This is a genomic window from Pseudomonas sp. CG7, from assembly GCF_023701885.1.
In the GTDB taxonomy this organism is placed as follows: Bacteria; Pseudomonadota; Gammaproteobacteria; order Pseudomonadales; family Pseudomonadaceae; genus Aquipseudomonas; species Aquipseudomonas zanjanensis.
Genome location: NZ_JABAEE010000041.1, coordinates 1 through 23437 on the forward strand (window position 1 = coordinate 1; position 23437 = coordinate 23437).

Sequence of the window (23437 nt, forward strand, 5' to 3'; positions counted from 1 at the left end):
ATTTCAGGCACAAAAAAGACATCCTTGGACTAATGCCAGTCAGTCAAGCGAAATAAAGCCGGGCTGTAACCCCGTGGCGAGGGAGCTTGCTCCCGCTGGGTCGCGAAGCGGCCCTGTTTTGGGGCCGCTACGCAGCCCAGCGGGAGCAAGCTCCCTCGCCACGGGTTGTGTTCGCCCGTGGTATTCCATTTAACCGACTGGCATTACTTAAGACCGAAATCAGGTAACTGTCAGATCGAGTCTGAGCTCTATAGATGACGTTGTTCGTTGCCGCATTATTTCCCATCTTGCTGCATCAGGGCTTTGCGTAACTTCCCGGGTGACATGCCAAACATGCTCTGAAAGTGCCGAATAAAATGTGGCGCATCGGCGAAGCCACATTCAAAGGCGATCTCGCTAATCTGGCGGTCGGAACTCACCAGCAGCCATCTGCCGAACCGGAGTCGGACCTGTCGGTAGAACTGGGCTGGGCTGTTGTTGGTTTCAGCGACAAACAGGCGTTCCAATTGCCGTTTACTGGTGCCGACCAGATGCGCAATGGCCTCGATATCCAGGGGTTGGGCCATGTGTTTCTCCATCAACATCACGGCTTCGGGCAGCCGGCGATTGGATGAACTGGCGTACCCGAGGGCCTTGCGTCGGTCGACGAAACTGCTGGACGTGTTCTTTGCCACCGTCATCTGATGCACAACCTTGCCCGCACGATCCGGTCCGCAGTGCAGGCCAATCAGATGAAGCGCCAGTTCGATGACTGACACACCGCCCGCGCAGGTGATCCGGTCCCGGTCGATCAGAAAGTCTCTGTTGATGACAAAGCGCAACGAGGGAAACAGTCGCTTCCAGTCGTCGCCATGATAGGCGTGGACACACGCCGTTCGCCCCTCCATCAGGCCATGTCGCGCGAGCACGAAACTGCCGGTGCACAGGCCGATCAACGGCACCTGTGCCGCTGCGGCCTGGTGGAGGAACACGGGATAGGTTTTTCGGCACCGACTCGATGGAGTCGAGCAAACCACCAATCACCACGATGTAGTCGAAACGCTTCGGATCAGCGAGTTCACTGTCGATCGGTACGTCCAGTCCGCTACTGGAAATGACTCTTTGCCCGGGAGTACCCAGTACTTTCCATTGGCAGCGTATGGGGCGGCTTTGATCTCCTGTATCGGCGGCGTGCCGCAACGCATCGGTCAGCCCTGACAGTGACAGCAAGGGGAAACGTGGCCACAACATGATGCCAATAGACAGCTCGGCGGTGCCGCGGCGCATGGGTGGATGACGCGCCTGCCCATGATCGAGCTCGTCCACGAGGCTTTCCGGGGGTGCCACGGGCTCTGTGCCGCCAGAATGTCGCAAATGTTCAATCATTCGTGCAAAGCGTCCAACCAGGTATACCGACGGGCCCACTACGATGGACCGATGCGAAACGTTCTGCTGCCACAATAAAAACTATCGAGGAGCATCCGATGAAGACGTCCAAAGTCCAGCGTTTTTCCGGTATCTGTGCCGGTTTTCTGATGTCCGTGCTGGCCGCGGCACCGGTGGTCGCATTGGAGACAGTAGAGCCGGGAAGCCTGACCATCGCCTTCAGTGGTGATATGCCAGGAACAGGGTATCAAGATAGTCGGATGGTCGGCTATGACGGTGAAATTCTTCAACAAATTTCCGAAAAGCTGGGCCTTAAGGTCAAACCGGCATTGATGGAATGGTCAGGGACGATTGCCTCGGTGCAGTCCAAACGAGTGGATGTCATGGCCGGCACCATGGGCTGGACCGAGCAACGCTCGAAAATCATGGCCTTGAGCGATCCTATTCACTACTTCAAGAACGGTATCACCCAGCCAGACAAGACCAACTGGAACAGCCTCAAGGATTTGCAAGGCAAGAAAGTCGGCACCATCACCGGTTTTTCGTTCATCCCCGAGATGCGCAAGATCGATGGCCTGCAAGTCGCCCTGTACGACACGTCTGATGCGGCCGTTCGCGATCTGCTCGCCGGACGGATCGATGCGGTGATCGGCGATCCACCGGTCATGCAATACGCCATTTCCCGCAATGAGCAATGGCACCTGCGTTTCAACGCCTTTGTCGACAACGATCCGAATTTCCCATTGCTGACTGGCTTGGGCCAGGTGGTGTTCGGCTTCAACAAGGCCAGTCCGGAGCTGGTGACGGCGGTCAACGCGCAGATTCAGACGCTCTGGAAAAATTGTGAGATGCGCAAGGTCGGCGCTCGCTACGGCCTGACCCAGGATGTCTGGTTCATGCCCGAAGGCAAGGACCTGCGTCTGGGCGTCGATCGCCCAGCGGACTGGACGCTACCTGGCTGCAAATAAGTGTGTGAGGCGATGCGCCGGACTCATCGCCATGCCTATAACAAAAAGAGGTTAGCCAAGATGTCGAGCCCGTCTGATGCCGCGTTGCTGCGCGTGCACGAATTACACAAGAACTATGGCGATCTGGAAGTGCTCAAGGGCATCAGCCTGGAGTTGAAGCCCGGTGAGACCCTGTCATTGATTGGCCCAAGCGGTTCTGGAAAGTCCACCTGCCTGCGTTGCATCAATTACCTGGAAAAACCCACCAGCGGCGAGATCTGGCTGGGGGATGAGCTGATCGGGCAGGTCAAGGACGGTAAGCGTTTGCGCCTGATGAGTGATCGGGAGATGGCGCCGCAGCGCCGCGAGATCGCCATGGTGTTCCAGTTGTTCTATCTCTGGCCGCACTTGACCGTGCGCGATAACGTCGCGCTCGGTCCCATCAAGGCCCAAGGCATGCCGCGCAAGCAAGCGTACGAATTGGCCGACGCGATGTTGGAAAAAGTCCATCTGCGGCACAAGGCCGAGTCTTATCCCGAGCAGTTGTCGGGTGGTCAGCAACAGCGGGTCGCCATCGCCCGGGCTTTGGCCCAGCAACCGAAAGTGATTCTGTTCGACGAACCGACCTCGGCGTTGGATCCCGAATTGGTCGGCGAAGTGTTGGCCGTGATTCGCGAGCTGGCGGAAGAGGGCCGCAGCATGATCATGGTCACCCATGAAGTGAGGTTTGCTCGCGATGTGGCGGATCGGGTGATCTTCATGGACGGCGGGCGCATTGTCGAACAGGGGCCGTCGGCGCAAGTCATCGACAACCCTCGTCACGAACGCACCCGCAGTTTTCTGGGGCGCATGGCTGTGGAGAGCGCCTGATGGTGAATCTGCAAGCTTTCCTCGGACTGTTGCCCTTGCTGTTGAAAGGCGCAATTAACGCGTTGGAAATCGCCCTCTGCACCTTGGTGCTGGCCAGTGCGGGCGGTTTGATACTGGCGGTTTTACTGACGTTCAGCCGATCGCGACTGGTGCACGGCGCCATTGCCTGTTTCATCGAATGGATGCGCAACGTGCCTGCGCTGGCGCACTTGTTCCTGATCTACTTCGGGCTGTCCTATCTGGGAATCAACTTGCCCGCGTGGTTGGCGGCCATCGTCGGTTTGAGCCTGGTAGGCAGCGCAGTGCTGGCCGATACTTTCCGAGCCGGCTTGCAATCGCTGCACGTCGGCCAGCATGAAGCCGGACAGGCCGTCGGCTTGCACCGTCTGCAAATTTTGCGCTACATCCTCTTGCCCCAGGCCCTGCGCGTTGCGTTGCCGGCTTACGCCAACTATGTCACGCAACTGATCAAGGACACGTCCATCGCCTCGGCCATTGCCGTGCCGGAAATCATGTTCCTTGCCCGCAATCTTGTGACCTCCACGTTCCAGACCTCGTTGATTTATCTGGCGGTGATGTGCATCTATGCGGCGATGATCCTGCCAATTGGCGTGGGATTCATCCGACTTGAACGTCATCTGAGGGCGGCGCGATGATCGGTTTTTTCCAGCAATACCCGGAATACTGGAGCGATTGGTTCGCGCGCCTGCTACTCGGCGCGCGAGTCAGCGCCGAGCTGTCCCTGACAGGCTTCGCCCTGGCGGCGGTGTTGGGCGCGTTACTGGCCTGGGCGATGAAGAGCCCCAGCATATTGCTCAAGCGTCTGGCGGTGTTCTTCATCCAGGGGATGCGTGCGGTGCCGCTCCTGGCGTTGCTGCTGGCGCTGTACTTCACCTTGCCCAGCCTCGGGCTGACGCTGTCTGGTTACTGGGCCGGCGCTATCGGTTTGGGTTTGCAGGGCTCGGCCTACGTCGCGGAAATCCTGCGCGGTGGACTGGACTCCTTGCATCGCGGCCAACGTGAGGCGGCCATCGCCACCGGCCTGACGCCATTGCAAGCCTTCACCTCGGTGATCTTTCCCCAAGCCATTCGCGGCATGTTGCCGCCATTGCTCAATGCCTACGTGTCGATTCTGAAGGACAGCTCCCTGTGCGCCTTGATCGCCACCGATGAGTTGATGCTGGCAGCCCGGGCCATCGCGTCCGAATCCTTTTTGCCGATGCATATTTTCTTGCTGGTGGGGTTGTTCTATTTCGTCATCGCTTTCCCTCTTTCTCTGTTATCGCGGGTACTGGAAGTACGATTTTCTCGCGGACGCAAAACCATTCGAGGCTGAACACATGAACATCAAGGATCGTACCGCTTCCCACAGCATCGGCCAGTTGCAGCAAGCGCTGGCCTCCGGGGCGCTCACGAGCGAGTCCCTGGTTGGCGCGCAACTGGAGCGGATCGAGCGTTTCAACGGTCAACTCAATGCTTATGTCGAGGCCTATCCCCAGCGCGCGCTCGGTGCCGCCATCGCGGCCGATCGGCAACGGGCTGCCGGTGTCAACCTGGGGCCATTGCATGGCATTCCGGTGGCGATCAAGGATTTGTTCGAAATCGACGGCAAGGCCATCACCGGTGGTTCGCTGGCACAGCAGCCGCGTATCTCGCGGCTCACCGCCACGGCAGTCCAGCGACTGGAGCGCGCCGGGGCGATCATCATGGGCAAGACCCACACCGTAGAGTTTGCTTTCGGGGGGTGGGGCACCAATGCTGTGATGGGCACGCCGTGGAATCCATGGGACTGCGACGTGCATCGTGCGCCAGGCGGGTCCAGCAGTGGTTCCGCGGTGGCCGTGGCCGGCGGATTGGCAAGCGCGGCATTGGGCACCGACACCGGCGGCTCGGTGCGGATTCCGGCGGGTATGTGTGGTTTGGTTGGGTTGAAAACCACGCGTGGGTTGGTGAGCCGTCACGGTTTGATTGAGTTGTGTCCATCGCTGGATTCGGTAGGACCGATTACGCACACCGTCGAAGACGCCGCGTGGATGCTTGACGCGCTGCTGGGACCGGACCCGCTGGATTCGGTCTCGACCAAGTCGCCAGTCTTCAGTACCGCGGCAGGCTTGAATCTTCCGGTGGCCGGTCTGCGCGTCTGGGTGCTGCCACAGGCCGAACGCGTACACATCGCGCCTGGCGTATTGGCAGCCTATGACCAGGGGCTTGAGCAATTGGCCGCACTGGGCATGCATTTGGTCGAACAGCCGCTACCGACTTCCCTGGAGCAGTGCATGCGCGTTGCCGGTGGCCTCATGAGTGCCGAAGGCTACGCCAGCCTTGGTAGCCTGTTCGAACGCGATGATCTGCGCTTCGATCCTCATGTGCAGCGTCGGGTGCTGAGCGGACGCGCCATCGACGCGGCGGCTTATATCGATTTGCACAACCAGCGACGTGTTGCCCGCCAAGCCATGGACGAAGCCATGTCCAACGTCGATGCCTGTGCGTTTCCGACCAACGCCATTGGCAGCGTGCCGCTGAGTCAGGTCGATGAGTACGGCACGCCGCTGGCCTTGCTCGGCCGTTTCGCCAACCTGCTCAACCTCTGTTCAGTGGCGCTGCCGGTGGGCTTCGACGAGCAACGTATGCCGGTCTCGATGCAGATCGTCGGGCGTGCTTTCGCCGAACCCTTGGTCCTGCGGATCGCCCATGCCTACCTGCAAGTCAGTGATTGGCTCCAGCGGCGGCCTGTGGGTTGGGACCTGTCGGACAGGGTGGTGGCGTGATGGAAATCTGTGTCGCCGGAGCTGGTATCGTTGGCTTGAGCAGTGCCTGGTTTCTACACAAGGCCGGTCATAACGTCACCGTTGCAACCGCTGGCCGATCCCGCTCTGTTGCCGGGCATTGCGAAACCGACAGCGCAGAGCCTTAACTTTCAATTCACGGAGTAAACCCGATGGCAACGATTCAACGTTTTCAGAGCAACGCGCGGATGTCCGGTGTGGTCAGTCACGGCGATCTGCTTTACCTCTCCGGCCAGGTGCCCACGGATCTACAGGTTGGCATCGAAGAGCAGACGCGGCAGGTGCTGGCCAAGATCGACGCCTTGTTGTCACTGGCGGGCAGCGACAAGGGCCAGCTTTTGAGCGCACAGATCTGGCTCAAGGACATTGATCGTGATTTCGCGCCGATGAATGCGGTGTGGGACGCCTGGCTGCCAGCGGATAGTGCTCCGGCACGGGCCACTGTTCAGGCGCGCCTGGCGCGGCCTGAGGTGCTGGTGGAGATTATGGTTATAGCGGTGAAACCTGCTTTTGGTGTTTGAGACGGTTGGGGCGACGCTTTTTTGGGTTGCGGTGGGTTGCGTAAGGTGCGCTGGTCTGGTGGTGGGATGGGTAAGCGTGGTGGTACGCGGGTTATCTACTACAACGCGCTTTCTGAAGGCCACATCTGGTTGCTGATCGCCTACGCCAAGGCGAAGTTCGACAACCTGCCGACCGCCTTCTTGAATCAATTGAAAGAGGAGATCAGTAATGGATCATGAAATGGAGAACTTTCAGAAAGACTTGTTGGCTTCGGTACGCCAAATGAAAGCTGGCAAGGCGGCACGCAAAACCGAGGTGACGCTTTCGGCTGCGGCTGAGGCCAGGGCTAAAGTCGGTGTATCCCAAAGTGCATTTGCAGAGCTGCTGGGAGTCAGCCTGCGTACGTTGCAGGATTGGGAGCAGGGTCGTCGGCGACCTGCCGGTGCGGCACAGACCCTTCTGCGGGTCGCGAGCCAGCACCCTGAGGCGTTGCGGGACCTTCAAGCCGTCTAAGGCTTAATTACGTTGCCAATTGGAGCCGTTACCGATCAGCGTATCGGAACGAACTTCCCGCTTCTCTCTTTCTGGATTGCCGTCACCAAAAAATTGCCGGTGGCGCTGAAGCCCCTGATTTCACTGGATTCCGGGCATAAAAAAAGACGTCCATGGACGTCTTTTTTGTCGAGTTGGTGGAGCCGGGGGGATTTGAACCCCCGTCCGCCAGTACTCCGCTGTCGGTACTACATGCGTAGCCGTGTCTATTAAGTTAACCCTCAGCGACCCGACGGGCAGGGTGCTTTGGGCGAGTTGTGTAAGTTTTAGCCGATTCGTCCACAACGTACTGCACGGCGATTCCGTTCTATATGACAATCACTTTGGGTTTACGGACATCCCCTCGTGATTGCTGGACCCGAAGGTACCAGAAGCTCAGGATCTAAGGCTGCTTACGCAGCGATAGCGAATTCCTGGCCGTAGTTTTCGTCATTGGCAACTATAGAAGTTGCAACAGTGGATTTACGAGTTCTGTTACCAACTCGGCATGCACCTAGAGTTTCGCAACCGGCGTCGAATCCTAAACGGCCCCGAACCTGTCGCTCCGTGAGTCTGTTGGAGCGGCAGGCATGTGCAGTGTACGCCAATCCATGTCCGAGGCCAACCCGAAGGTTGGCCTGCGGTGAGGCTACTGGTCGCCTTTGGCGTTGTTCTGCAGCTTCTGGATGGCCTGATTGGTCAACGAGATGCAATTTTCGGTGCCTTCTTTGGTGCCTTTGGCGTGCTCAGCCTTGGCTTGTCCGACGGTGGCGTCGATGTCGGTCTTTAGACCTTCGCTCATTTGCTCGGTGCTGACTTTGGCGTCGCTGATCTTTTGCAGGTTGATTTTGCAAAGGTCATCCTGGCTATTTGCAAACACCGGAGAGGCCAACATCGCAGCGGAAATGAACAAGCCAGCAAGTGCGGTGCGCTTCATGTGTATCTCCTTGAACGTAGGGTCTCGGTGCCGCTGGACAGTCGCGGCCGGGCCGAGTCAGTAGGTGGCCCAGCGGAGCCGGGCCTATTCAAGTGACTACAGCGAAGCGCAGGAATTCGATTTTTCTTCGAGCCCAATCGCAAGGCCTTCACCGTTGGCGGGCTTGGGGCGGGTGACACGGTCAACCAGATAGACCAAGCCGTGGTAATCGATTTCCCCATGATGCGTCAGACCAATCTCACACGTGCGGCTGGTGGAAATGCCCTCGGTGCAATATTGAACCGCGTCCTTGAGGCTTCGCAGCGAGTGGGCGTTGAGTTCGGGGGTGGTAAAGCCCTTGTCGCCGGCAAAACCACAGCAATGGATACCTTCCGGGATCACCACTTGTTTGCTGCACTGGCGCGCCAGATCGATCAGCGCCTGGCTTTCGCCGAGGTGCTGGGTACTGCACGTGATGTGCACCGCGATGGGCGCCTCCTGGGGGGTGAAATCGAGACGGTCCATCAAGTGAGTACGGATGAAACGCACCGGATCATACAGGTCCAGGCGCACGTCACCCAAGTCCTGGACCAGCCGTAGCGTGCAAGGGCTGGTGTCACAGTAGATCGGGTCGAGCCCGCCGCGACTGGCGTGCAGCAAGGCGCCGATCAGTTCCTGGCGCTTGTGTTCGGCCTGCTCGGTGTAGCCTTTTGAAGCAAAGGGTTGGCCGCAGCAGAGACTGTTTACATTGTCGGGAAAGACTACCTGATAACCGGCCTTTTCCAGTAGGCCGCGAGTCTTGTCGTACAGCGACATTTGCTCGTTGTCTCCCGCCGCCGGGCCCATGACTCGCGACACGCACGCCGCCAGGTACACCACCCTCGGACGTTCGTCCGAGACGGCGGGGCTGAAACGAATGGCCTTTTCCGGCTGGGGCATGGCGTGGGTCCACTGTGGCACCTGGCCCTTGGACAGGCGTGTCAACGAGGCCGACAGTTTCGCCAGGCGAGGCGCGCCCAGCAGCATGCGTGCGCCGTTGGCGACGTGCAGGGCGAAGCGCGCGCCTTGCAGTGTGATAGCGAAATTTCCTTCAATCCAGTTGGCAGTTTTCGTTCGCGTCGCGTCGCGGCTGCGCAGCTTTTTCACCAGCTCGCCGGTATTGATGCCTACCGGACAACGTTGTGCACACAGGCCCGTGGCGGCGCAGGTGTCGATGCCCTGGTATTGGTAGGCACGGTCCAGTTCGGTGGTGTCGGTGCCGGCGCGTTTCTTCGCTTGGATATCGCGCCAGATCACGATGCGCTGGCGCGGGCTCAAGGTCAGGTCCTTGGAAGGACACACCGGCTCGCAAAAACCGCACTCGATGCACTTGTCCACAATCTCATCGGCTGCCGGCAGTGGTTTGAGGTGCTTGAGATGAATCTGCGGATCTTCGCTGAGCACCACGTCCGGGTTGAGAATGCCGTTAGGGTCGAGCAGGCGTTTGAGCTGCCACATCAATTGGTAGGCATCGCTGCCCCATTCCAGCTCGACGAACGGCGCCATGTTGCGCCCGGTGCCGTGTTCGGCTTTGAGCGAGCCGCCGAATTCCACCGCCACCAACTGCGCCACGTCATCCATGAACGCCTGGTAGCGTGCGACTTCTTCGGCGCTGTTGAAGCCTTGGGTGAAGACGAAGTGCAGATTGCCTTCCAGCGCGTGTCCGAAAAGGATCGCTTCGTCGTAGTGATGTTTGTCGAACAGCTCGATCAGACGGTTGACGCCGATGGCCAGTTGCTCCACTGGAAAGGTCACGTCTTCGATGATGACCGTGGTCCCGGTTTTGCGGATCGCGCCCACGGCGGGGAAGGTGTCTTTGCGGATTGCCCAGAGCCGGGCGTTTTCCCGTGGGTCTTCGGTAAAATCGACCTGTTTTTCCACCGGGAAACCGGCCAGGGAGGCCATGATCCGGGCCAGCTGTTCCTGTAGTAACGACGAAGAAGCTGCGCGGGATTCGATCAACAAGGCGCAGGCATTGATCGACAGATGCTGTACGAAATCCGGCATGCCCGGTTTGTCCTGCACCGAGCGCAGGCTGCGGCGGTCCAGCAGTTCGACGGCCGATACCGGCTGGCTTTTCAGTACGGTGACGGCGTTGCAGCAGGTTTCCACATCCGGGAATACGATCAGGGCCGAAGCCTTGTTCGGATGGTCGATGACGGTGTTGTAGGTCACCGCACTGATAAAACCGAGGGTGCCTTCGGAACCCACCAGCAGGTGGCTCAAGATATCCACAGGCTCGTCAAAATCCACCAGGGCATTGAGTGACAGGCCGGTGGTATTTTTCAGACGGTATTTATGCCGGATTCGTGCTGCCAGCTCAGTATTGGCGCGGGTCTCGCGACCAAGGGTGGCCAGGCGTTCCAGCAGGTCGCCATGGCTTGTACGAAAAGCCGCCACGCTTGTGTCGTCTTCAGTATCCAGGCGCGTGCCATCGGCCAGGACCAAGCGAATGCCGGCCAGGGTGTGATAGGTGTTCTGCGCCGTGCCGCAGCACATGCCGCTGGCGTTGTTGGCGACGATGCCGCCGATCTTGCAGGCGTTGATCGAGGCCGGATCCGGGCCGATCTTGCGCCCGAACGGCGCCAGCCAGGCGTTGGCCTGGGCGCCGATCACGCCGGGCTGCAAACGGATCTGCGTCCCTTGTTCGCGAATCTCGCGTCCGTTCCAGTTATCCCCCAGCACAATCAGCACCGAGTCGCTGATGGCTTGGCCGGACAGGCTGGTGCCGGCGGCGCGGAACGTGACCGGGACGTGGTCCCGTTGGGCCAGTTTCAGCAGGGCAATCACTTCATCTTCGGATTCGACGCGTACCACCAGTTTCGGAATCAGCCGATAGAAACTGGCGTCGGTGCCGAAGGCCAAGGTCGACAGCGGGTCGTCGAAACGGCGTTTCTGCGGGATCAGTCGTTCAACGTCGTGTAGGAAAGAGGTCGGAAGGGTCATTGGTCCTCCAGAATCAAAACCACCAGATCCTTCGGACCATGGGCGCCATAGGCCAGGACTTGTTCGATGTCGGCAGTTTTCGACGGGCCCGATACCAGCAGGGCGTTGGTGGGCATGCCTTGGGCCCATTCGAATTCCTGTTGTACTTCATAGAAGTTGTCGCGGATCTCGCTGGCCTTGAGCAGGGCGAAATGCACCGGTGGCACCAGGCTCATCAGTCGCGGCTCTTCCCGCGTCGGCCAGAGAATCAGGCTACCGGTGGCAGCGATGGCCCCGAGGGTTCCGGTGAGGCTGGCCGGGGTGTCGTTGAACAGCTCGGCTTTCCATTCTTCCACCGGGCGGTCGTAAGCCTTGAGGGTTGGCAGGTGCGGATTGTTTGCCCAGAACTGTGTGAGTTTTTCCCCATGTGCGGTTGTCGGCGCGATGAGCAGGCTCGGCAGTTGACGGTCGCGCAGCAGTTGCGCGAGCAGGGCCGGCCAGCCTTTCTCGGAGGTCAGGTGGATTTCGGTGTGCACCGCCTCCATCAGCTTGCGCAATTGCGCGATACGCTCCTCGGGCGCATAGCGATAGGTCTGCGTCACCAGGTCGACATCGAAGTTGTCGGCAACCGGCGTGGCGCCCGTCAGGCTTTTACGCAGCTTGGCGAGGATATTGTCCTTGGCACTCATCGGCGGTCTCCCTGCTGGTTCAGGTGTTCGCGGGCCAGGTCATGCAATGAGCGGGCGGCGGGTTTGGGGGCGCTGTGGTGCTGGGTCCACGGGCCGACGTTTCGAGGCGGCAGGGCGCGCAGGCGCGTGGCGAGGAAGCCGAACAGCCGATACAGTCGCGGCGAGCTGTTGAGCCAGGCCCAGGCATTCCAGATGAACCGTTCCTTGGGCGAGTATTTGCTGCCCTGGCCGAGCATCACTTGGTTAGGGCTGTCCGGCGCCTTGACGTTTTCTTCCCGCAGCCGCCGCAGCAGTGCCGGGATCGGAATCTTCACCGGGCACACTTCACCGCCGGCACCGCACAGCGAAGAGGCGCTCGGGTGGTCGGGCACCTTGGCCAGGCCGACCATGTGTGGCGTGATGATTTTTCCGATAGGCCCCGGGTAAACCTCACCGTAGGCATGGCCGCCGATTCGGGTATAGACCGGACAATGATTCATACAAGCGCCGCAGCGAATACAGTTCAGGGTCTGGCGCAATTCACTGTCGGCAAACGCCTGGCTGCGACCGTTGTCCAGCAGGACCAGGTGGACTTCCTGGGGGCCGTCCAGTTCATCGGCCTTGCGTGGCCCGGAGATCATGTTGACGTAGGTCGTGATGGGCTGGCCGAGTGCGGAGCGGGTCAGCAGCGAGAGCAGCGGCACGACATCACGCAGGTTCTCGACAACCTTTTCGATGCCGGTCACGGCAATGTGCACCGGTGGCACGGTGGTGGACATCCGCCCGTTGCCTTCGTTTTCCACCAGCAGCAGCGTGCCGGTTTCGGCGACGGCGAAGTTGACGCCGGAGACGCCGACGTCGGCCTCGAAGAACTTCTGCCGCAGGACCCTGCGGCCGATCTGAATGAGTTGGTCAACGTCCTTGGTGTACTCCACGCCGAGTTTGTCGTGGAACAAGGACGCGACCTGACCGGCATTCTTGTGGATCGCCGGCATAATGATGTGTGAAGGCTTCTCGTGGTCGAGCTGGACGATGTACTCCCCCATGTCGGATTCGAGACACTCAATGTCCCGAGCCTTGAGGAAATGGTTCATCTCCATCTCTTCGCTGACCATCGATTTGCCCTTGATCACTTGCCGCGCCTCGTGAGCGCGGATGATCGAAAGGACGATGCCGTTGGCTTCGTCCACCGTTTCCGCCCAGTGCACGTTCACACCGTTGCGGGTCAGGTTGGTTTCAAGTTGCTCGAGCAGGTCGGGCAGCTTGGATAACGCACGGGCGCGGACAGCATTGCCCAGCACCCGCAGGTGTTCTCTTTCGTGGGCATCGCTGAAGGACGTTGCCCGCTTGGTCATCAGTGAATCCATCGCACTGCGAAAGTTGTTTCGCAGTTGCGTGTCGTCCAGGGCCTTATGGGCTCGGGCACGAAAATCTTCCTGCACCTCAACGGTCGGGATCAGCGTCGGCGTGCTCATGCGACACCTCCGATGCGCTGGCGGAGGAAACTCGCCAGGTGCTGGCCGCGTAACGCCTCCTGCTGCTTTTCCAGCGCGCCGTTGATGTTCATCAAGCAGCCGCAATCGGCGCTTACGACCTGATGCGCGCCGGATTCCTTCAACGCTCGGGTCTTGTCGGCCACCATCGCGCCGGAAATATCCGGCATGCGAACACTGAACGTCCCACCAAAGCCACAGCACTCGCTTTCGTGGCTGTGTTCGACTCGCTCCACATTGCGCAACTGCGCCAACAACGCGCGGCCGTGCAGATGGGTATTCATTTCACGCCGTGCCGAGCAGGACGTATGCAGCGCGACCTTCACCGGCTCGCCGTTGTCGTTCAGCTGCACCTTGCAGACAAATAGCAGGAACTCGGCCAGTTCATAGGTCCGGGCCGCCAGGGCCTGGACCTGCTTGAGCGTTTCCGGCTCGTCCTTGAACAGGTCGGCATAATGCTCGCGCAGCATGCCGGCACAGGAGCCCGAGGGCACCACCACCGGATAGTCTTCGGCAAACAAGGCCAGTTGCGCCCGGGCCACCGTCCGCGCCTGCTCGGTGTAGCCCGAGGTGTAGGCCGGTTGGCCACAGCAACTTTGCCCCTGCGGGTAGTCCACCCGGATCCCTTCGCGCTCCAGCAGGTGAATCGCATCCATTCCGGCTTCGGGATAGAACAGGTCCACCACGCATGTGCCGAACAGATAGACCCGGCGCGGTTTCTCGCTGGGGTACTGCCGAGGCTCGGGCAAGGGCGGGGCGACACGGGTCGCGTTCGGTACGGCGTTGTAGAAAAGCTCGCTCATCAGGCGTGTCTCCGGGTGGTCCCGGTTATCCGTCCGCTGAGGCTGCTGAATATAGCCAGGAAATCTTTCAGCAGCCTTGCAGACCCGGTTGTGAATAGCAGACGCCGAATCACGGTTCGGCGTCGGTTTTTCCAGTATTGCGTGTAGGACTTAATGAACCAGCATGCCGGTAAACCAGTAGGCCTGGGCCAACGTGATCAAGCCGACAATCGTTGCAAAGAATAGGCTGTGTTTGAGGGTGAAACGGAACAGATCCGATTCCTTGCCCACCAGCCCGGTCGCGGCGCAGGCCACTGCGATTGATTGTGGCGAAATCATCTTGCCGGTCACGCCGCCGCTGGTGTTGGCCGCGACGAGCAGGGTGTCGTTGACGCCGATCTGGTGCGCGGTGGTGGCTTGCAGCGAGCTGAACAGCGCGTTGGATGAGGTGTCGGAGCCGGTCAGGAACACGCCCAGCCAACCCAGGAACGGCGAGAAGAACGGAAACGCTGCGCCCGTGCCAGCCAGCACCAGGGCCATGGTCGACGACATGCCCGAATAGTTGGTGACGAACGCGAACGCCAGCACCATGCCGATGGAAAGGATCGGCCAGCGCAGCTCGAAAAGCGTCTCTTTAAAAGTGGTAAGACCAGTTTTCAGGTTGACCTTCAGCACCAGCATCGAGATCAGTGCGGAGAAGAAAATCGCCGTGCCGGTGGCAGAAATCGGATCCAGCTTGAACACGGCCGGGATGGCGGTGGGGTTGATCACGATGGGCGCGACCTTGATCACCATCTGGTCCAGGTGCGGAATGGCGAAGTTGAACACCCAGCCGTACATCGAGCCGCCGGCGGCGAACATGGCCTTGAACGGCTTGAGGGTCCAGATCGTCACCAGCACGGTAAGAATCAGGAACGGCGACCACGCCTTGATGATTTCCCCCAGGCTGTAGGGCGACGCCACGGTGCTGCGCGGTTGGCCGAAACCGCCGGCGTTGGCGGTGACCGTTGCGCTGGAGGTGGTGCCGGCAATCTGGGCGCCGGCGGTGCGCTTGGGCTGCCAGATTTTCAGGAACAGCGTGAGGGAAATCAGGCTGGCCAGGGCGGAGGTGATGTCCGGCAGTTCCGGGCCGATGAAGTTGGAGGTGAAGTATTGGGTGATGGCAAAGCTCAAGCCGGCCACCAGCGCTGCTGGCCAGGTTTCCCGCACGCCGCGCAGGCCGTCCATCATGAACACCAGCCAGAACGGCACGAACAACGACAGCAAGGGCAATTGGCGACCGGTCATGGCGCCGATCTTGAACGCGTCGATCCCGGTGACCTGGCCGGCCACGATAATCGGGATGCCCAGCGCGCCGAACGCCACGGGGGCGGTGTTGGCGATCAGGCACAGGCCCGCGGCATACAAAGGATTGAAGCCCAGGCCGACCAGCAGGGCGGCAGTGATCGCCACCGGTGCACCGAAGCCCGCGGCACCTTCCAGGAATGCGCCAAAGCAGAAACCGATCAGCAGCACTTGCAGGCGTTGGTCATCGGTAATCGACAGCACCGAGCTGCGAATGACTTCGAACTGGCCGCTCTTGACGGTCAGTTTGTAGAGAAACACTGCGGCGACGATGATCCAGGCAATGGGCCACAGGCCGTAGGCAAAGCCATAGCCGGCGGCGGCGAAGGCCATGTCTGCGGGCATGTTGAACGCGAAAATCGCCACGGCAATCGCCAGGGCCAAGGTGATGCTGCCGGCCACATGCCCCTTGAGGCGAAACACCGCCAGGGCCAGGAAGAAAAATACGATGGGAATAACGGCCGCAAGTGCGGACAAGCCGAGGTTGCCGAGCGGGCTGTAGAGCTGTTGCCAGGTTTGCATAATGGGTGGGCCCCTAATTGTTGTTGGTCAGGCACTGTCAGCGATTTTGGGTAATTGGTAATACCAATTTACAAGCGCTGTCGGCTAGGGTAAAAGCCTTGGTTGTCGTGTGTCAATTTACCGCCCTGAAACTTTCGTCGAATAAGCGGTGCAGAGGGCATCTGATCCGTTCGAACAAATAGCTTTTGGTGGGTGTGGGCACGGCCCGGATGGGCCAGAATAGAGAGCCCGGCGAGCCGTCGGGATCGTGGAGAATTGAGTTATGGGGTTTGATCAGATTCGTCAGCGCCGTTTGTCTGACCATATTGTCGAGCGGCTTGAAGGCATGATCCTTGAGGGCACGCTGAAGTCGGGTGAGCGGCTGCCCGCCGAGCGGACCCTGGCCGAGCAGTTCGGTGTGTCACGCCCCTCGTTGCGTGAAGCGATCCAGAAGCTGACGGCCAAAGGCTTGTTGATCAGTCGCCAGGGCGGCGGCAACTATGTGGTGGAGTCGCTGGGCTCGACGTTCAGTGACCCGCTGCTGCAACTGTTGGAAAGCAACCCCGAAGCACAGCGCGATTTGCTGGAGTTCCGTCACACGCTGGAGGCTTCCTGCGCTTATTACGCGGCACTGCGGGCCACGGAGGTGGATCGCGAGCGGCTGACGGCGGCGTTCGACGAACTGCAGGATTGTTACTCGCGCCACGACGAGGTCAGTCGGGCGGAGGAGGGCGCGGCGGATGCCCGGTTCCATCTGGCGATCGCCGAGGCCAGTCATAATGCGGTACTGCTGCACACCATTCGCGGCTTGTTCGACCTGCTCAAGCGCAACGTCGTCACCAATATCGGTGGCATGTACAAGCAGCGCAGCGAGACCCGCGACATGCTGATCAGCCAGCATCGGGAGTTGTACCAGGCCATTATGGATGGGCATGCCGAACAGGCGCGGGAAATCTCCAGCCGACATATCTTGTATGTGCAGGAAGTCTTGGAAGAGGTGCGTCAGGAAGTACAGCGTATGGCGCGGGCGGAGCGGCGCAAGGGAATGTAACAGTGCCGGCGAACCCTGTGGGAGCGAGCTTGCTCGCGATGGCGGCCTGCCTGATCCAACAGTGTTGGATGTATCGCCGTCATCGCGAGCAAGCTCGTTCCCACAGTTGATTCCGGGCTAGTCTTCCTTGCCCTTGTTGCGCACAGCGCGCTGCAGCTCGCGGCCGGCATCGCGTTCGCGCTCGGTGTCGCGCTTGTCGTACTCCTTCTTACCCTTGCCCAGGGCAATTTCGCACTTGATCAAGTGCTTGCTCCAGTACAACGACGTGCAGACGCAGGTGTAGCCCTTCTGCTGCACGGAGGCGAAGAGCTTTTCCAGCTCGCGCTTGTTGAGCAGCAGCTTGCGCGAACGCACAGGATCGGCGATGACATGGGTGCTGGCGGTGGTCAGCGGCGTGATATGACTGCCCAGCAGCCACGCTTCGCCGTCCTTGAGCAAGACATAACTGTCGACCAGTTGCGCCTTGCCGGCACGCAAGCTCTTTACTTCCCAGCCGGCCAGGACCATGCCAGCCTCGAAACGTTGTTCGATGAAGTAATCGTGTCGCGCCTTTTTGTTTTGCGCGATGGTCCCTGTGGGGTGTTTCTTCTGTTTAGCCATAGGGGCGGCATTATAGGCAGTTGCGTGCGTGTCGGCTACGGTGAAGCTGCGTGCTTGAGCACGTTGAGTGAATCCCGGACAATGCGGCCTCTTTTTTGAACGCTTGGGCGTGATCACGATGTCGACAGACAAGGTTTCTGTCCACGGCAGTTGGGCTAGCCGCTGGGTCTTCATATTCGCGGCGACCGGTTCTGCCGTGGGGCTGGGTAGTATCTGGAAGTTTCCATACATGGTCGGCGTCTACGGTGGCGGTGCCTTCGTATTGATGTTCCTGGCATGCATCGCCCTGATCGGCGCGCCAGTCATGCTGGCGGAGACACTGATCGGCCGTCGCGCCCGGCAAAGCCCGGCCAACGCGCTGAAGGTGTTGGCCGTGGAGGCCGGACACTCGCCGAAGTGGTCCTGGGGTGCGTTCGCCGGGATGATCACGGCACTGTTGATCTTGTCCTTCTACAGCGTGGTCGGTGGCTGGTCGCTGGACTACATCATCGACATGGGGCGAGGCGATTTCCAAGGCGCGACGCCTGATCAGGTCGGCGCTTACTTCGGCAATGTGATCGCCGACCCTTGGAGACTCACGCTTTGGCACACGCTCTTCATGGTGCTTTCCGCCGTGGTGATTGCCCGGGGTGTAGTGGCAGGGCTTGAGCGCAGCCTGCGGATCATGATGCCCTTGCTTTTCGTGATGATCCTGGTCCTGCTGGGCTACAGCATGACGACCGGGCACTTCATGGAAGGCGTGCATTTCATGTTCGACTTCAAGCCGGAAAAAGTCATGGATGGCCTGCTGCCGGCCATGGGGCACGCGTTCTTTTCCCTCAGTGTCGGGGTCGGTTCGATCATGATCTACGGCGCCTACATGCCGAAGAATGCGTCGCTGACCAGGACTGTTGTCGGTGTTGCGCTGCTGGATACCTTCGTGTCGCTGCTGGCGGGCGTGGCATTGTTTCCGATTGTGTTTGCCGCCGGCCTGAACCCCAGCGAAGGGCCGGGGCTGATGTTCGTCAGCCTGCCATTTGCTTTCGGTAGCATGGCGTTCGGCCAAGTCATGGGCGTGGTGTTTTTTGTCCTGGTGGCGATTGCTGCCTGGAGTTCGGCCATCTCTCTGCTTGAGCCCATGGTGGCCTATCTGGTGGAGCGCACCCGCTTGAGTCGCGCCTGGGTCACGTTCTGGCTGGCTTTCACTTGCTGGTTCGTGGGCTTGGGCACGGTGTTTTCCTTCAATATATGGAAGCAGGCGAAGTTTTTCGTGAACGAAGACGGGCTGTTCCATCTCTACCAGTGGGGAGCAACCGGAGGGCTGGATTTCTTTGGCGTGATTGATTTCTTCACATCTCGGATCATGCTTCCACTGGGAGGTCTGTGTTTCGTGGTGTTTGCAGGGTGGATCATGGGGCGTGAAGCCGTGCGTGACGAGTTGTCGCTGCGCAGTCCTGTATTGTTCGCCTTGAGCCTGTTCTTGATGCGCTATGTGGCGCCCATTGGCATTCTCGTAGTGTTTGCCGCCCAGCTGTGGAAGTGACGCTTACATGACGACACATATTCAACGCTCGGCCTTGCTGCCCTACCCGGCGCAGGCGCTTTACGACTTGGTCAATGATGTGGCGAGTTATCCGGAATTCCTGCCTTGGTGCTCGTCTGCCGAGGTGCTCGAGAGCTCCGAAACCCATATGCGCGCCAGCCTCAACGTAGCCAAGGGCGGCCTGAGCCAGCATTTTGTTACTCGAAATACCTTGGTGCCTGGCCAGTCCATCGAAATGAACCTTGAAGAAGGGCCATTCAACCAGCTCCATGGTGTATGGGTGTTCAAGCCGCTTGGCGAGAAAGCCTGCAAGATCAGCCTGGACCTTTCATTTGACTACGCCGGTCCGTTGGTGCGAGCGACATTGGGACCGCTGTTCAACCAGGCCGCCAATACCCTGGTCGATGCGTTCTGTCAGCGCGCCAAGCAGAACGCAGAGCTCAAGCGTTGATCGAGATAGAAGTGGTGTACGCCTCGGCGGATCGCCAGGTCTTGCGCATATGCAGGGTGCAGGAAGGCACCAGTGTTCGCGCAGCGCTGGTGGCGTCGGGGATTGCCAACGTATTCCCAGAGCTGGACCTGGCAACTTGCCCGGTGGGGATTTTTGGCAAGGTGGTTGCCGATCTGGATAGCCAGGTGGTGCAAGCGGCCGATCGATTGGAAATTTATCGACCTTTATTGGCTGATCCGAAGGAAATTCGCCGCCTGCGCGCGGCCAAGGCTGCCCAGGCGCGACAATCGGAGCAATAACCTGGTCTGATCGCACTGTGAGCCGTTGTGGCGATGCGCAGCAGCCTTTCTTTGTGAGCGCTTCGCACTCAAGCGGGAGCAAGCTCCCTCGCCACGGATTCACTACGTTCCTGAATAAGCAGCATCTGCCGGAATCGCAGACAAGAAAAAACCCGGCATGCCGGGTTTTTTTCTTGTCGCGATTTATTGCGGCGACGTATCCAGAGGCTCCGGAGTCGGGACCGGTACGGTCTCGACGTTGTCCACGTCCTTCTGGATCTGGTCCAGCAACGAACCTGGCTTGACCGGTTTTTCCGGTTTCGGCTGTTCGGCATTCTGGGCCGGGTCGGTCACGGTGGTGCCGCTGTCCTTGCCCATGATGGCCTCGTCGCGGCTCACGCCAGGCATGAAATCGCCCGACAGGCTGACGAGTTGGTCGTCGGGGCTGAAGATGACGCTGATGCGTTCCTGCTGGCGCTCACCGCCACCTGGCTGCAAGCTGTACAGATAATCCCAGCGATCGGCATGGAACGTGTCGGTCAGCAGAGGGTTACCCATGATAAACCGTACTTGCCGGCGGGTCATTCCCGGGCGTAACTGGTCTATCATGTCCTGCGTGACGACATTGCCCTGCTGGATGTCGATTTTGTAAACCCCGGGGAATGAACAACCGGCGAGTGCGAGCAGTCCCACAAAGGTGAAACTGGTTAGCAAGAGCTTGGTGTTTTGCATCGGTGGGCGACTTCCACTATCTTGGCTGGGACAACGTAAACGCCGATCATACCCGCATTAAGAGAAGCTGCGAAGCAGCATCGCGAGAAAGCTGACCATGGTTGAAAATAGCGAACTACGCAAAGCCGGCCTCAAAGTGACCCTGCCACGGGTCAAGATTCTACAAATGCTCGATTCCGCCGAGCAACGCCACATGAGCGCCGAGGATGTCTACAAGGCGCTGATGGAGGCTGGTGAGGACGTCGGTCTGGCCACGGTTTACCGTGTCCTGACCCAGTTCGAGGCAGCTGGCCTTGTGGTGCGACACAACTTCGACGGAGGCCATGCGGTCTTCGAACTGGACGACGGCAAGCATCACGACCATATGGTCAACGTCGAGACCAGTGAAGTCATCGAATTCTTCGACGAAGAAATCGAGCGGCTGCAGAAAGCAATCGTCGACAAATATGGCTTCGAGATGGTTGATCACAATCTTGTGCTGTACGTACGCAAGAAAAAGTAAGCATGTCGCGCGGACTTAAGGTTCGCGAAACGAACGAAGGCGACCCCAGGGTCGCCTTCGTGCTTTCTGCCGTTCTCAGTTTTTCGCGGTAACGACCATTTTTTTCGCGTGGGCCAGGGATTCCTTGGTGAGGTCGATCCCGCCCAGCATTCGTGCCACTTCTTCTACGCGCTCGTTTTTGTTGAGCTTCGACACGGCGGTGCGAGTCGCGTCCTCGCCACGCACCTTGTGCACAAATAAATGCTGGTGCCCTTGGGCGGCGACCTGGGGCAGGTGAGTGACGGTCAGCACCTGGCCACGTTCGCCCAATCGGCGGAGCAATTGGCCGACAATTTCCGCTGTCGGGCCACCGATGCCCACGTCCACTTCGTCGAACACCAGCGTCGGTACGCGGGAGGTCTGCGCGGTGATGACCTGGATGGCCAGGCTGATTCGTGACAATTCACCGCCGGAGGCGACTTTGGCCAGGCCCTTGAGTGGTTGCCCGGGGTTGGCGCTGACCAGCAATTCCACCTGTTCCAACCCATTGGGTTGGAGTTCGTCGCCGGCGTTGGGGCGCAATTCGATGGTGAAGCGTCCACCGGGCATGCCCAGGCGCTGGATTTCCTGCTCCACGGCACTGGCCAGCCCTGTCGCGGCTTGGCGTCGCAGTTCGCTGAGCTCTTTGGCCGTTTCCTGATAATGACGGGCATAAGCAGCCAATTCGTCCCCGAGGCGCTCGATGGATTCGTCGTTGGCGTTCAGGGTCTCGAGTTCTTCCAGCAACCGCTGTTGGAGTTCGGCAACCTCGGTCGGCTGGATGCGGTGTTTGCGCGCCAGTGTATAGATAGTGTCCAGGCGCTCTTCCAGGTATTGCAGGCGTGCCGGGTCGGCGTCGAAATGATCGAGGAAGCGATTCAGTTCCCCAACGGCTTCCTCGACCTGGATCTGCGCGCTCGTCAGCAGGTTGGTCGCTTCGCTCAGGGCGCCCACCGAATTGTTCACGCTGGACAGCCGGTTCAGGCTCGCTGTCAGCGCATTGAGCACGTTGCCCGAATCGCTCTCGCTGCATTGCTCGACCACCTGACGGCAGATGCCCAGCAGGGTTTCGGCGTTGGTCAGGTTCTTGTGTTCCTGCTCCAGTTCTTCCAGTTCATTTTCACCCAGGGCCAGGTTCTCCAGTTCTTCGAGCTGGTAGCTCAATAGCTGGTGACGGGCGCGCTGTTCGTCGCCGGAATTGGAGAGGCGATCCAGTTCCTGCCGGGTCTGGCGCCAACGCTGAGCGGCCAGTTGGACCTGCCGGGCCAAGTCGGTGGCGCCGGCGTATTCATCCAGCAGGCGACGATGGGTGTCGGTCTTGAGCAGGGATTGGTGCTCGTGCTGGCTGTGGATGTCGATCAGCAACTCGCCGAGGGCCTTGAGGTCGCCCAGTGGGCAGGGCGTGCCGTTGATGTAGCCTCGGGAGCGGCCTTCGGCGGTGATGACCCGGCGCAGGATGCACAGGCCATCGGTGTCCAGGTCGCGTTCGGCCAGCCAGGCGCTGGCCTCGGGGATATCGACCAGGTCGAAGGTCGCCAGGATGTCGGCCTTGTCCGCTCCGGGGCGCACCACGCCACTGTCGGCGCGGTCGCCCAGGGTCAGGCCCAGGGCGTCGAGCATGATCGACTTGCCCGCGCCGGTTTCACCGGTGATCACGCTCATGCCTCGATCGAGTTCGAGGTCGAGATGTTCGACGATGGCGTAGTTGTGTACGGACAGGTGCACCAGCATAAGGCCGCTCCCAGGCTTTAGGTCTGGTTATTTATACAGTGTTTTGTTTCGGCCTGACAATGCCCTCGCTTAGCTCGATTTGCTTGGGAAAATGATTTTCTTAGCGCGGCACGGAATGATTATGCGGCTGCTTTTTGTAAGGTTAATTCGTCAGATGACCCTTGAAGCTGGAAAACCCGGCCCCATATACCGGGGCAGAAGCGCGAGTCGAGCTCGCGGACGAAGTTGAAAGGAGAAATCTCTATGGCTGACGAACAGACGCAGGACACGCAAAATCTAGACGCCAATCAGGCTTCCCAGGATTCCGGTGAAGACCTGTCGGCACGTGTACAAGTGCTCGAAGAGCAACTGGCCGGTGCGCAGGACCAGGCGTTGCGTGTAGCCGCCGACCTGCAGAATGTCCGCCGTCGCGCCGAGCAAGATGTAGAAAAGGCTCATAAATTCGCCCTGGAGCGTTTCGCCGGCGACCTGCTGCCGATCATCGACAGCCTGGAGCGCGGCCTGGAGCTGTCCAATCCGGATGACGAAAACATCCGTCCGATGCGCGAAGGCATCGAGCTGACCCTGAAAATGTTCCAGGACACCCTCAAGCGTTATCAGCTCGAAGCCCTGGATCCCCATGGCGAGCCCTTCAACGCCGAGCATCACCAGGCCATGGCGATGCAGGAAAGTGCTGACGTCGAGCCAAACAGCGTCCTGAAGGTTTTCCAGAAAGGCTACCTGCTCAACGGCCGCCTGCTGCGTCCGGCCATGGTCGTGGTCAGCAAGGCGCCGGCACCGGTTTCGCCTTCTATCGATGAGCAGGCTTGAAATCGGGCGCAGCGGCCCCATCTATAAGTCAAGCGTTTAAGTGCTACCGCAGTTAGCCACCACTGCTGCGGCAA

24 protein-coding genes, 1 other RNA gene and 1 pseudogene are annotated in these 23437 nt (G+C 59.7%); 15 read left to right on the forward strand and 11 right to left on the reverse strand.

Features of this window, described 5'->3' with window-relative positions:
- Positions 1-275: 275 nt before the first annotated feature.
- On the reverse strand, positions 276-971 hold the full coding sequence (locus HGO40_RS17280; RefSeq protein ID WP_250964001.1) for a GlxA family transcriptional regulator: 696 nt from the start codon (positions 969-971) through the stop codon (positions 276-278).
- A gap of 492 nt (positions 972-1463) precedes the next feature.
- On the opposite strand from HGO40_RS17280, the gene HGO40_RS17285 reads away from it, so the two are divergent.
- The 9 genes and pseudogenes from HGO40_RS17285 (at position 1464) to HGO40_RS17325 (ending at position 6982) form a co-directional block, all read left to right on the forward strand.
- Positions 1464-2333 (forward strand): substrate-binding periplasmic protein, encoded by an 870-nt coding sequence (locus HGO40_RS17285; RefSeq protein WP_250964002.1) that lies wholly within the window; start codon positions 1464-1466, stop codon positions 2331-2333.
- A 60-nt stretch (positions 2334-2393) separates the two neighbouring features.
- Positions 2394-3182, forward strand: a complete 789-nt coding sequence (locus tag HGO40_RS17290; RefSeq protein ID WP_250964003.1) for an amino acid ABC transporter ATP-binding protein — start codon at positions 2394-2396, stop codon at positions 3180-3182.
- Positions 3182-3838: an amino acid ABC transporter permease gene (locus HGO40_RS17295; RefSeq protein WP_250964004.1), complete on the forward strand. Its 657-nt coding sequence runs from the start codon at positions 3182-3184 to the stop codon at positions 3836-3838. Before HGO40_RS17290 ends, HGO40_RS17295 begins: the two co-directional genes overlap by 1 nt.
- Positions 3835-4518: an amino acid ABC transporter permease gene (locus HGO40_RS17300; protein ID WP_250964005.1), complete on the forward strand. Its 684-nt coding sequence runs from the start codon at positions 3835-3837 to the stop codon at positions 4516-4518. Before HGO40_RS17295 ends, HGO40_RS17300 begins: the two co-directional genes overlap by 4 nt.
- 4 nt (positions 4519-4522) lie before the next feature.
- Positions 4523-5950: an amidase gene (locus HGO40_RS17305; protein WP_250964006.1), complete on the forward strand. Its 1428-nt coding sequence runs from the start codon at positions 4523-4525 to the stop codon at positions 5948-5950.
- Complete coding sequence (locus HGO40_RS17310) at positions 5950-6096, forward strand: FAD-dependent oxidoreductase (RefSeq protein ID WP_250964007.1); 147 nt, start codon at positions 5950-5952, stop codon at positions 6094-6096. Before HGO40_RS17305 ends, HGO40_RS17310 begins: the two co-directional genes overlap by 1 nt.
- A 24-nt stretch (positions 6097-6120) precedes the next feature.
- Positions 6121-6489, forward strand: coding sequence for a RidA family protein (locus tag HGO40_RS17315; protein ID WP_250964008.1), 369 nt, complete (start codon positions 6121-6123; stop codon positions 6487-6489).
- Positions 6490-6498: 9 nt separating this feature from the next.
- A pseudogene (locus HGO40_RS17320) lies at positions 6499-6708 on the forward strand (transcriptional regulator); the annotation flags it as partial.
- Positions 6698-6982 (forward strand): helix-turn-helix domain-containing protein, encoded by a 285-nt coding sequence (locus tag HGO40_RS17325; protein ID WP_207963357.1) that lies wholly within the window; start codon positions 6698-6700, stop codon positions 6980-6982. The pseudogene HGO40_RS17320 and the gene HGO40_RS17325, both read left to right, overlap by 11 nt.
- 174 nt (positions 6983-7156) lie before the next feature.
- Here HGO40_RS17325 and ssrA read toward each other — a convergent pair.
- From ssrA to HGO40_RS17360, 7 genes are all read right to left on the reverse strand, one after another.
- Positions 7157-7553: a transfer-messenger RNA gene (gene ssrA, locus HGO40_RS17330) on the reverse strand.
- 96 nt (positions 7554-7649) lie between these two features.
- Positions 7650-7937, reverse strand: a complete 288-nt coding sequence (locus HGO40_RS17335; protein ID WP_250964010.1) for a PA2433 domain-containing protein — start codon at positions 7935-7937, stop codon at positions 7650-7652.
- A gap of 96 nt (positions 7938-8033) precedes the next feature.
- Positions 8034-10901 (reverse strand): FAD-binding and (Fe-S)-binding domain-containing protein, encoded by a 2868-nt coding sequence (locus HGO40_RS17340; protein WP_250964011.1) that lies wholly within the window; start codon positions 10899-10901, stop codon positions 8034-8036.
- Positions 10898-11569: a LutC/YkgG family protein gene (locus tag HGO40_RS17345; RefSeq protein WP_250964012.1), complete on the reverse strand. Its 672-nt coding sequence runs from the start codon at positions 11567-11569 to the stop codon at positions 10898-10900. Before HGO40_RS17345 ends, HGO40_RS17340 begins: the two co-directional genes overlap by 4 nt.
- Complete coding sequence (locus tag HGO40_RS17350) at positions 11566-13023, reverse strand: LutB/LldF family L-lactate oxidation iron-sulfur protein (protein WP_250964013.1); 1458 nt, start codon at positions 13021-13023, stop codon at positions 11566-11568. The genes HGO40_RS17345 and HGO40_RS17350 overlap by 4 nt, the downstream gene beginning before the upstream one ends.
- Complete coding sequence (locus HGO40_RS17355; RefSeq protein WP_250964014.1) at positions 13020-13844, reverse strand: (Fe-S)-binding protein; 825 nt, start codon at positions 13842-13844, stop codon at positions 13020-13022. The genes HGO40_RS17350 and HGO40_RS17355 overlap by 4 nt, the downstream gene beginning before the upstream one ends.
- A gap of 150 nt (positions 13845-13994) precedes the next feature.
- On the reverse strand, positions 13995-15689 hold the full coding sequence (locus tag HGO40_RS17360) for a lactate permease LctP family transporter (protein WP_250964015.1): 1695 nt from the start codon (positions 15687-15689) through the stop codon (positions 13995-13997).
- Positions 15690-15951: 262 nt separating this feature from the next.
- Between HGO40_RS17360 and HGO40_RS17365 the strand changes: the two genes are divergently transcribed.
- Positions 15952-16719, forward strand: a complete 768-nt coding sequence (locus HGO40_RS17365) for an FCD domain-containing protein (RefSeq protein WP_250964016.1) — start codon at positions 15952-15954, stop codon at positions 16717-16719.
- Positions 16720-16836: 117 nt separating this feature from the next.
- On the opposite strand, the gene smpB is transcribed toward HGO40_RS17365, so the two are convergent.
- Positions 16837-17319, reverse strand: a complete 483-nt coding sequence (gene smpB, locus HGO40_RS17370; RefSeq protein ID WP_042730880.1) for an SsrA-binding protein SmpB — start codon at positions 17317-17319, stop codon at positions 16837-16839.
- A 118-nt stretch (positions 17320-17437) separates the two neighbouring features.
- Here smpB and HGO40_RS17375 point away from each other — a divergent pair, with 118 nt between their 5' ends.
- The 3 genes from HGO40_RS17375 to HGO40_RS17385 are packed head-to-tail and all read left to right on the forward strand — an operon-like array spanning position 17438 to position 19591.
- Positions 17438-18841, forward strand: coding sequence for a sodium-dependent transporter (locus HGO40_RS17375; RefSeq protein ID WP_186705976.1), 1404 nt, complete (start codon positions 17438-17440; stop codon positions 18839-18841).
- 7 nt (positions 18842-18848) lie between these two features.
- Positions 18849-19292, forward strand: coding sequence for a type II toxin-antitoxin system RatA family toxin (locus HGO40_RS17380; protein WP_186705977.1), 444 nt, complete (start codon positions 18849-18851; stop codon positions 19290-19292).
- A complete protein-coding gene (locus HGO40_RS17385) occupies positions 19289-19591 on the forward strand; it encodes an RnfH family protein (protein ID WP_250964017.1) in 303 nt (100 codons plus the stop codon). The genes HGO40_RS17380 and HGO40_RS17385 overlap by 4 nt, the downstream gene beginning before the upstream one ends.
- A gap of 183 nt (positions 19592-19774) precedes the next feature.
- Here the strand turns inward: HGO40_RS17385 and HGO40_RS17390 are convergent, their stop codons facing one another.
- Positions 19775-20302 (reverse strand): outer membrane protein assembly factor BamE, encoded by a 528-nt coding sequence (locus HGO40_RS17390; protein WP_014336565.1) that lies wholly within the window; start codon positions 20300-20302, stop codon positions 19775-19777.
- A 97-nt stretch (positions 20303-20399) separates the two neighbouring features.
- Between HGO40_RS17390 and fur the strand changes: the two genes are divergently transcribed.
- Positions 20400-20804 (forward strand): ferric iron uptake transcriptional regulator, encoded by a 405-nt coding sequence (gene fur, locus HGO40_RS17395; RefSeq protein ID WP_003197684.1) that lies wholly within the window; start codon positions 20400-20402, stop codon positions 20802-20804.
- A 75-nt stretch (positions 20805-20879) separates the two neighbouring features.
- Here the strand turns inward: fur and recN are convergent, their stop codons facing one another.
- Positions 20880-22553, reverse strand: coding sequence for a DNA repair protein RecN (gene recN / locus HGO40_RS17400; RefSeq protein ID WP_250964018.1), 1674 nt, complete (start codon positions 22551-22553; stop codon positions 20880-20882).
- 243 nt (positions 22554-22796) lie between these two features.
- On the opposite strand from recN, the gene grpE reads away from it, so the two are divergent.
- Positions 22797-23363, forward strand: a complete 567-nt coding sequence (gene grpE, locus HGO40_RS17405; protein WP_186705980.1) for a nucleotide exchange factor GrpE — start codon at positions 22797-22799, stop codon at positions 23361-23363.
- Positions 23364-23437 lie beyond the last annotated feature (74 nt).

Coding starts and splice junctions, on each gene's coding strand:
- HGO40_RS17340 (WP_250964011.1), bottom strand. CDS start 10,901: ATGACCCTTCCGACCTCTTTCCTACACGACGTTGAACGACTGATCCCG.
- HGO40_RS17300 (WP_250964005.1), top strand. CDS start 3,835: ATGATCGGTTTTTTCCAGCAATACCCGGAATACTGGAGCGATTGGTTC.
- HGO40_RS17365 (WP_250964016.1), top strand. CDS start 15,952: ATGGGGTTTGATCAGATTCGTCAGCGCCGTTTGTCTGACCATATTGTC.
- smpB (WP_042730880.1), bottom strand. CDS start 17,319: ATGGCTAAACAGAAGAAACACCCCACAGGGACCATCGCGCAAAACAAA.
- HGO40_RS17305 (WP_250964006.1), top strand. CDS start 4,523: ATGAACATCAAGGATCGTACCGCTTCCCACAGCATCGGCCAGTTGCAG.
- HGO40_RS17355 (WP_250964014.1), bottom strand. CDS start 13,844: ATGAGCGAGCTTTTCTACAACGCCGTACCGAACGCGACCCGTGTCGCC.
- grpE (WP_186705980.1), top strand. CDS start 22,797: ATGGCTGACGAACAGACGCAGGACACGCAAAATCTAGACGCCAATCAG.
- HGO40_RS17350 (WP_250964013.1), bottom strand. CDS start 13,023: ATGAGCACGCCGACGCTGATCCCGACCGTTGAGGTGCAGGAAGATTTT.
- HGO40_RS17360 (WP_250964015.1), bottom strand. CDS start 15,689: ATGCAAACCTGGCAACAGCTCTACAGCCCGCTCGGCAACCTCGGCTTG.
- HGO40_RS17380 (WP_186705977.1), top strand. CDS start 18,849: ATGACGACACATATTCAACGCTCGGCCTTGCTGCCCTACCCGGCGCAG.
- HGO40_RS17375 (WP_186705976.1), top strand. CDS start 17,438: ATGTCGACAGACAAGGTTTCTGTCCACGGCAGTTGGGCTAGCCGCTGG.
- HGO40_RS17390 (WP_014336565.1), bottom strand. CDS start 20,302: ATGCAAAACACCAAGCTCTTGCTAACCAGTTTCACCTTTGTGGGACTG.
- HGO40_RS17315 (WP_250964008.1), top strand. CDS start 6,121: ATGGCAACGATTCAACGTTTTCAGAGCAACGCGCGGATGTCCGGTGTG.
- HGO40_RS17310 (WP_250964007.1), top strand. CDS start 5,950: ATGGAAATCTGTGTCGCCGGAGCTGGTATCGTTGGCTTGAGCAGTGCC.
- HGO40_RS17295 (WP_250964004.1), top strand. CDS start 3,182: ATGGTGAATCTGCAAGCTTTCCTCGGACTGTTGCCCTTGCTGTTGAAA.
- HGO40_RS17345 (WP_250964012.1), bottom strand. CDS start 11,569: ATGAGTGCCAAGGACAATATCCTCGCCAAGCTGCGTAAAAGCCTGACG.
- HGO40_RS17325 (WP_207963357.1), top strand. CDS start 6,698: ATGGATCATGAAATGGAGAACTTTCAGAAAGACTTGTTGGCTTCGGTA.
- HGO40_RS17335 (WP_250964010.1), bottom strand. CDS start 7,937: ATGAAGCGCACCGCACTTGCTGGCTTGTTCATTTCCGCTGCGATGTTG.
- fur (WP_003197684.1), top strand. CDS start 20,400: ATGGTTGAAAATAGCGAACTACGCAAAGCCGGCCTCAAAGTGACCCTG.
- HGO40_RS17285 (WP_250964002.1), top strand. CDS start 1,464: ATGAAGACGTCCAAAGTCCAGCGTTTTTCCGGTATCTGTGCCGGTTTT.
- recN (WP_250964018.1), bottom strand. CDS start 22,553: ATGCTGGTGCACCTGTCCGTACACAACTACGCCATCGTCGAACATCTC.
- HGO40_RS17290 (WP_250964003.1), top strand. CDS start 2,394: ATGTCGAGCCCGTCTGATGCCGCGTTGCTGCGCGTGCACGAATTACAC.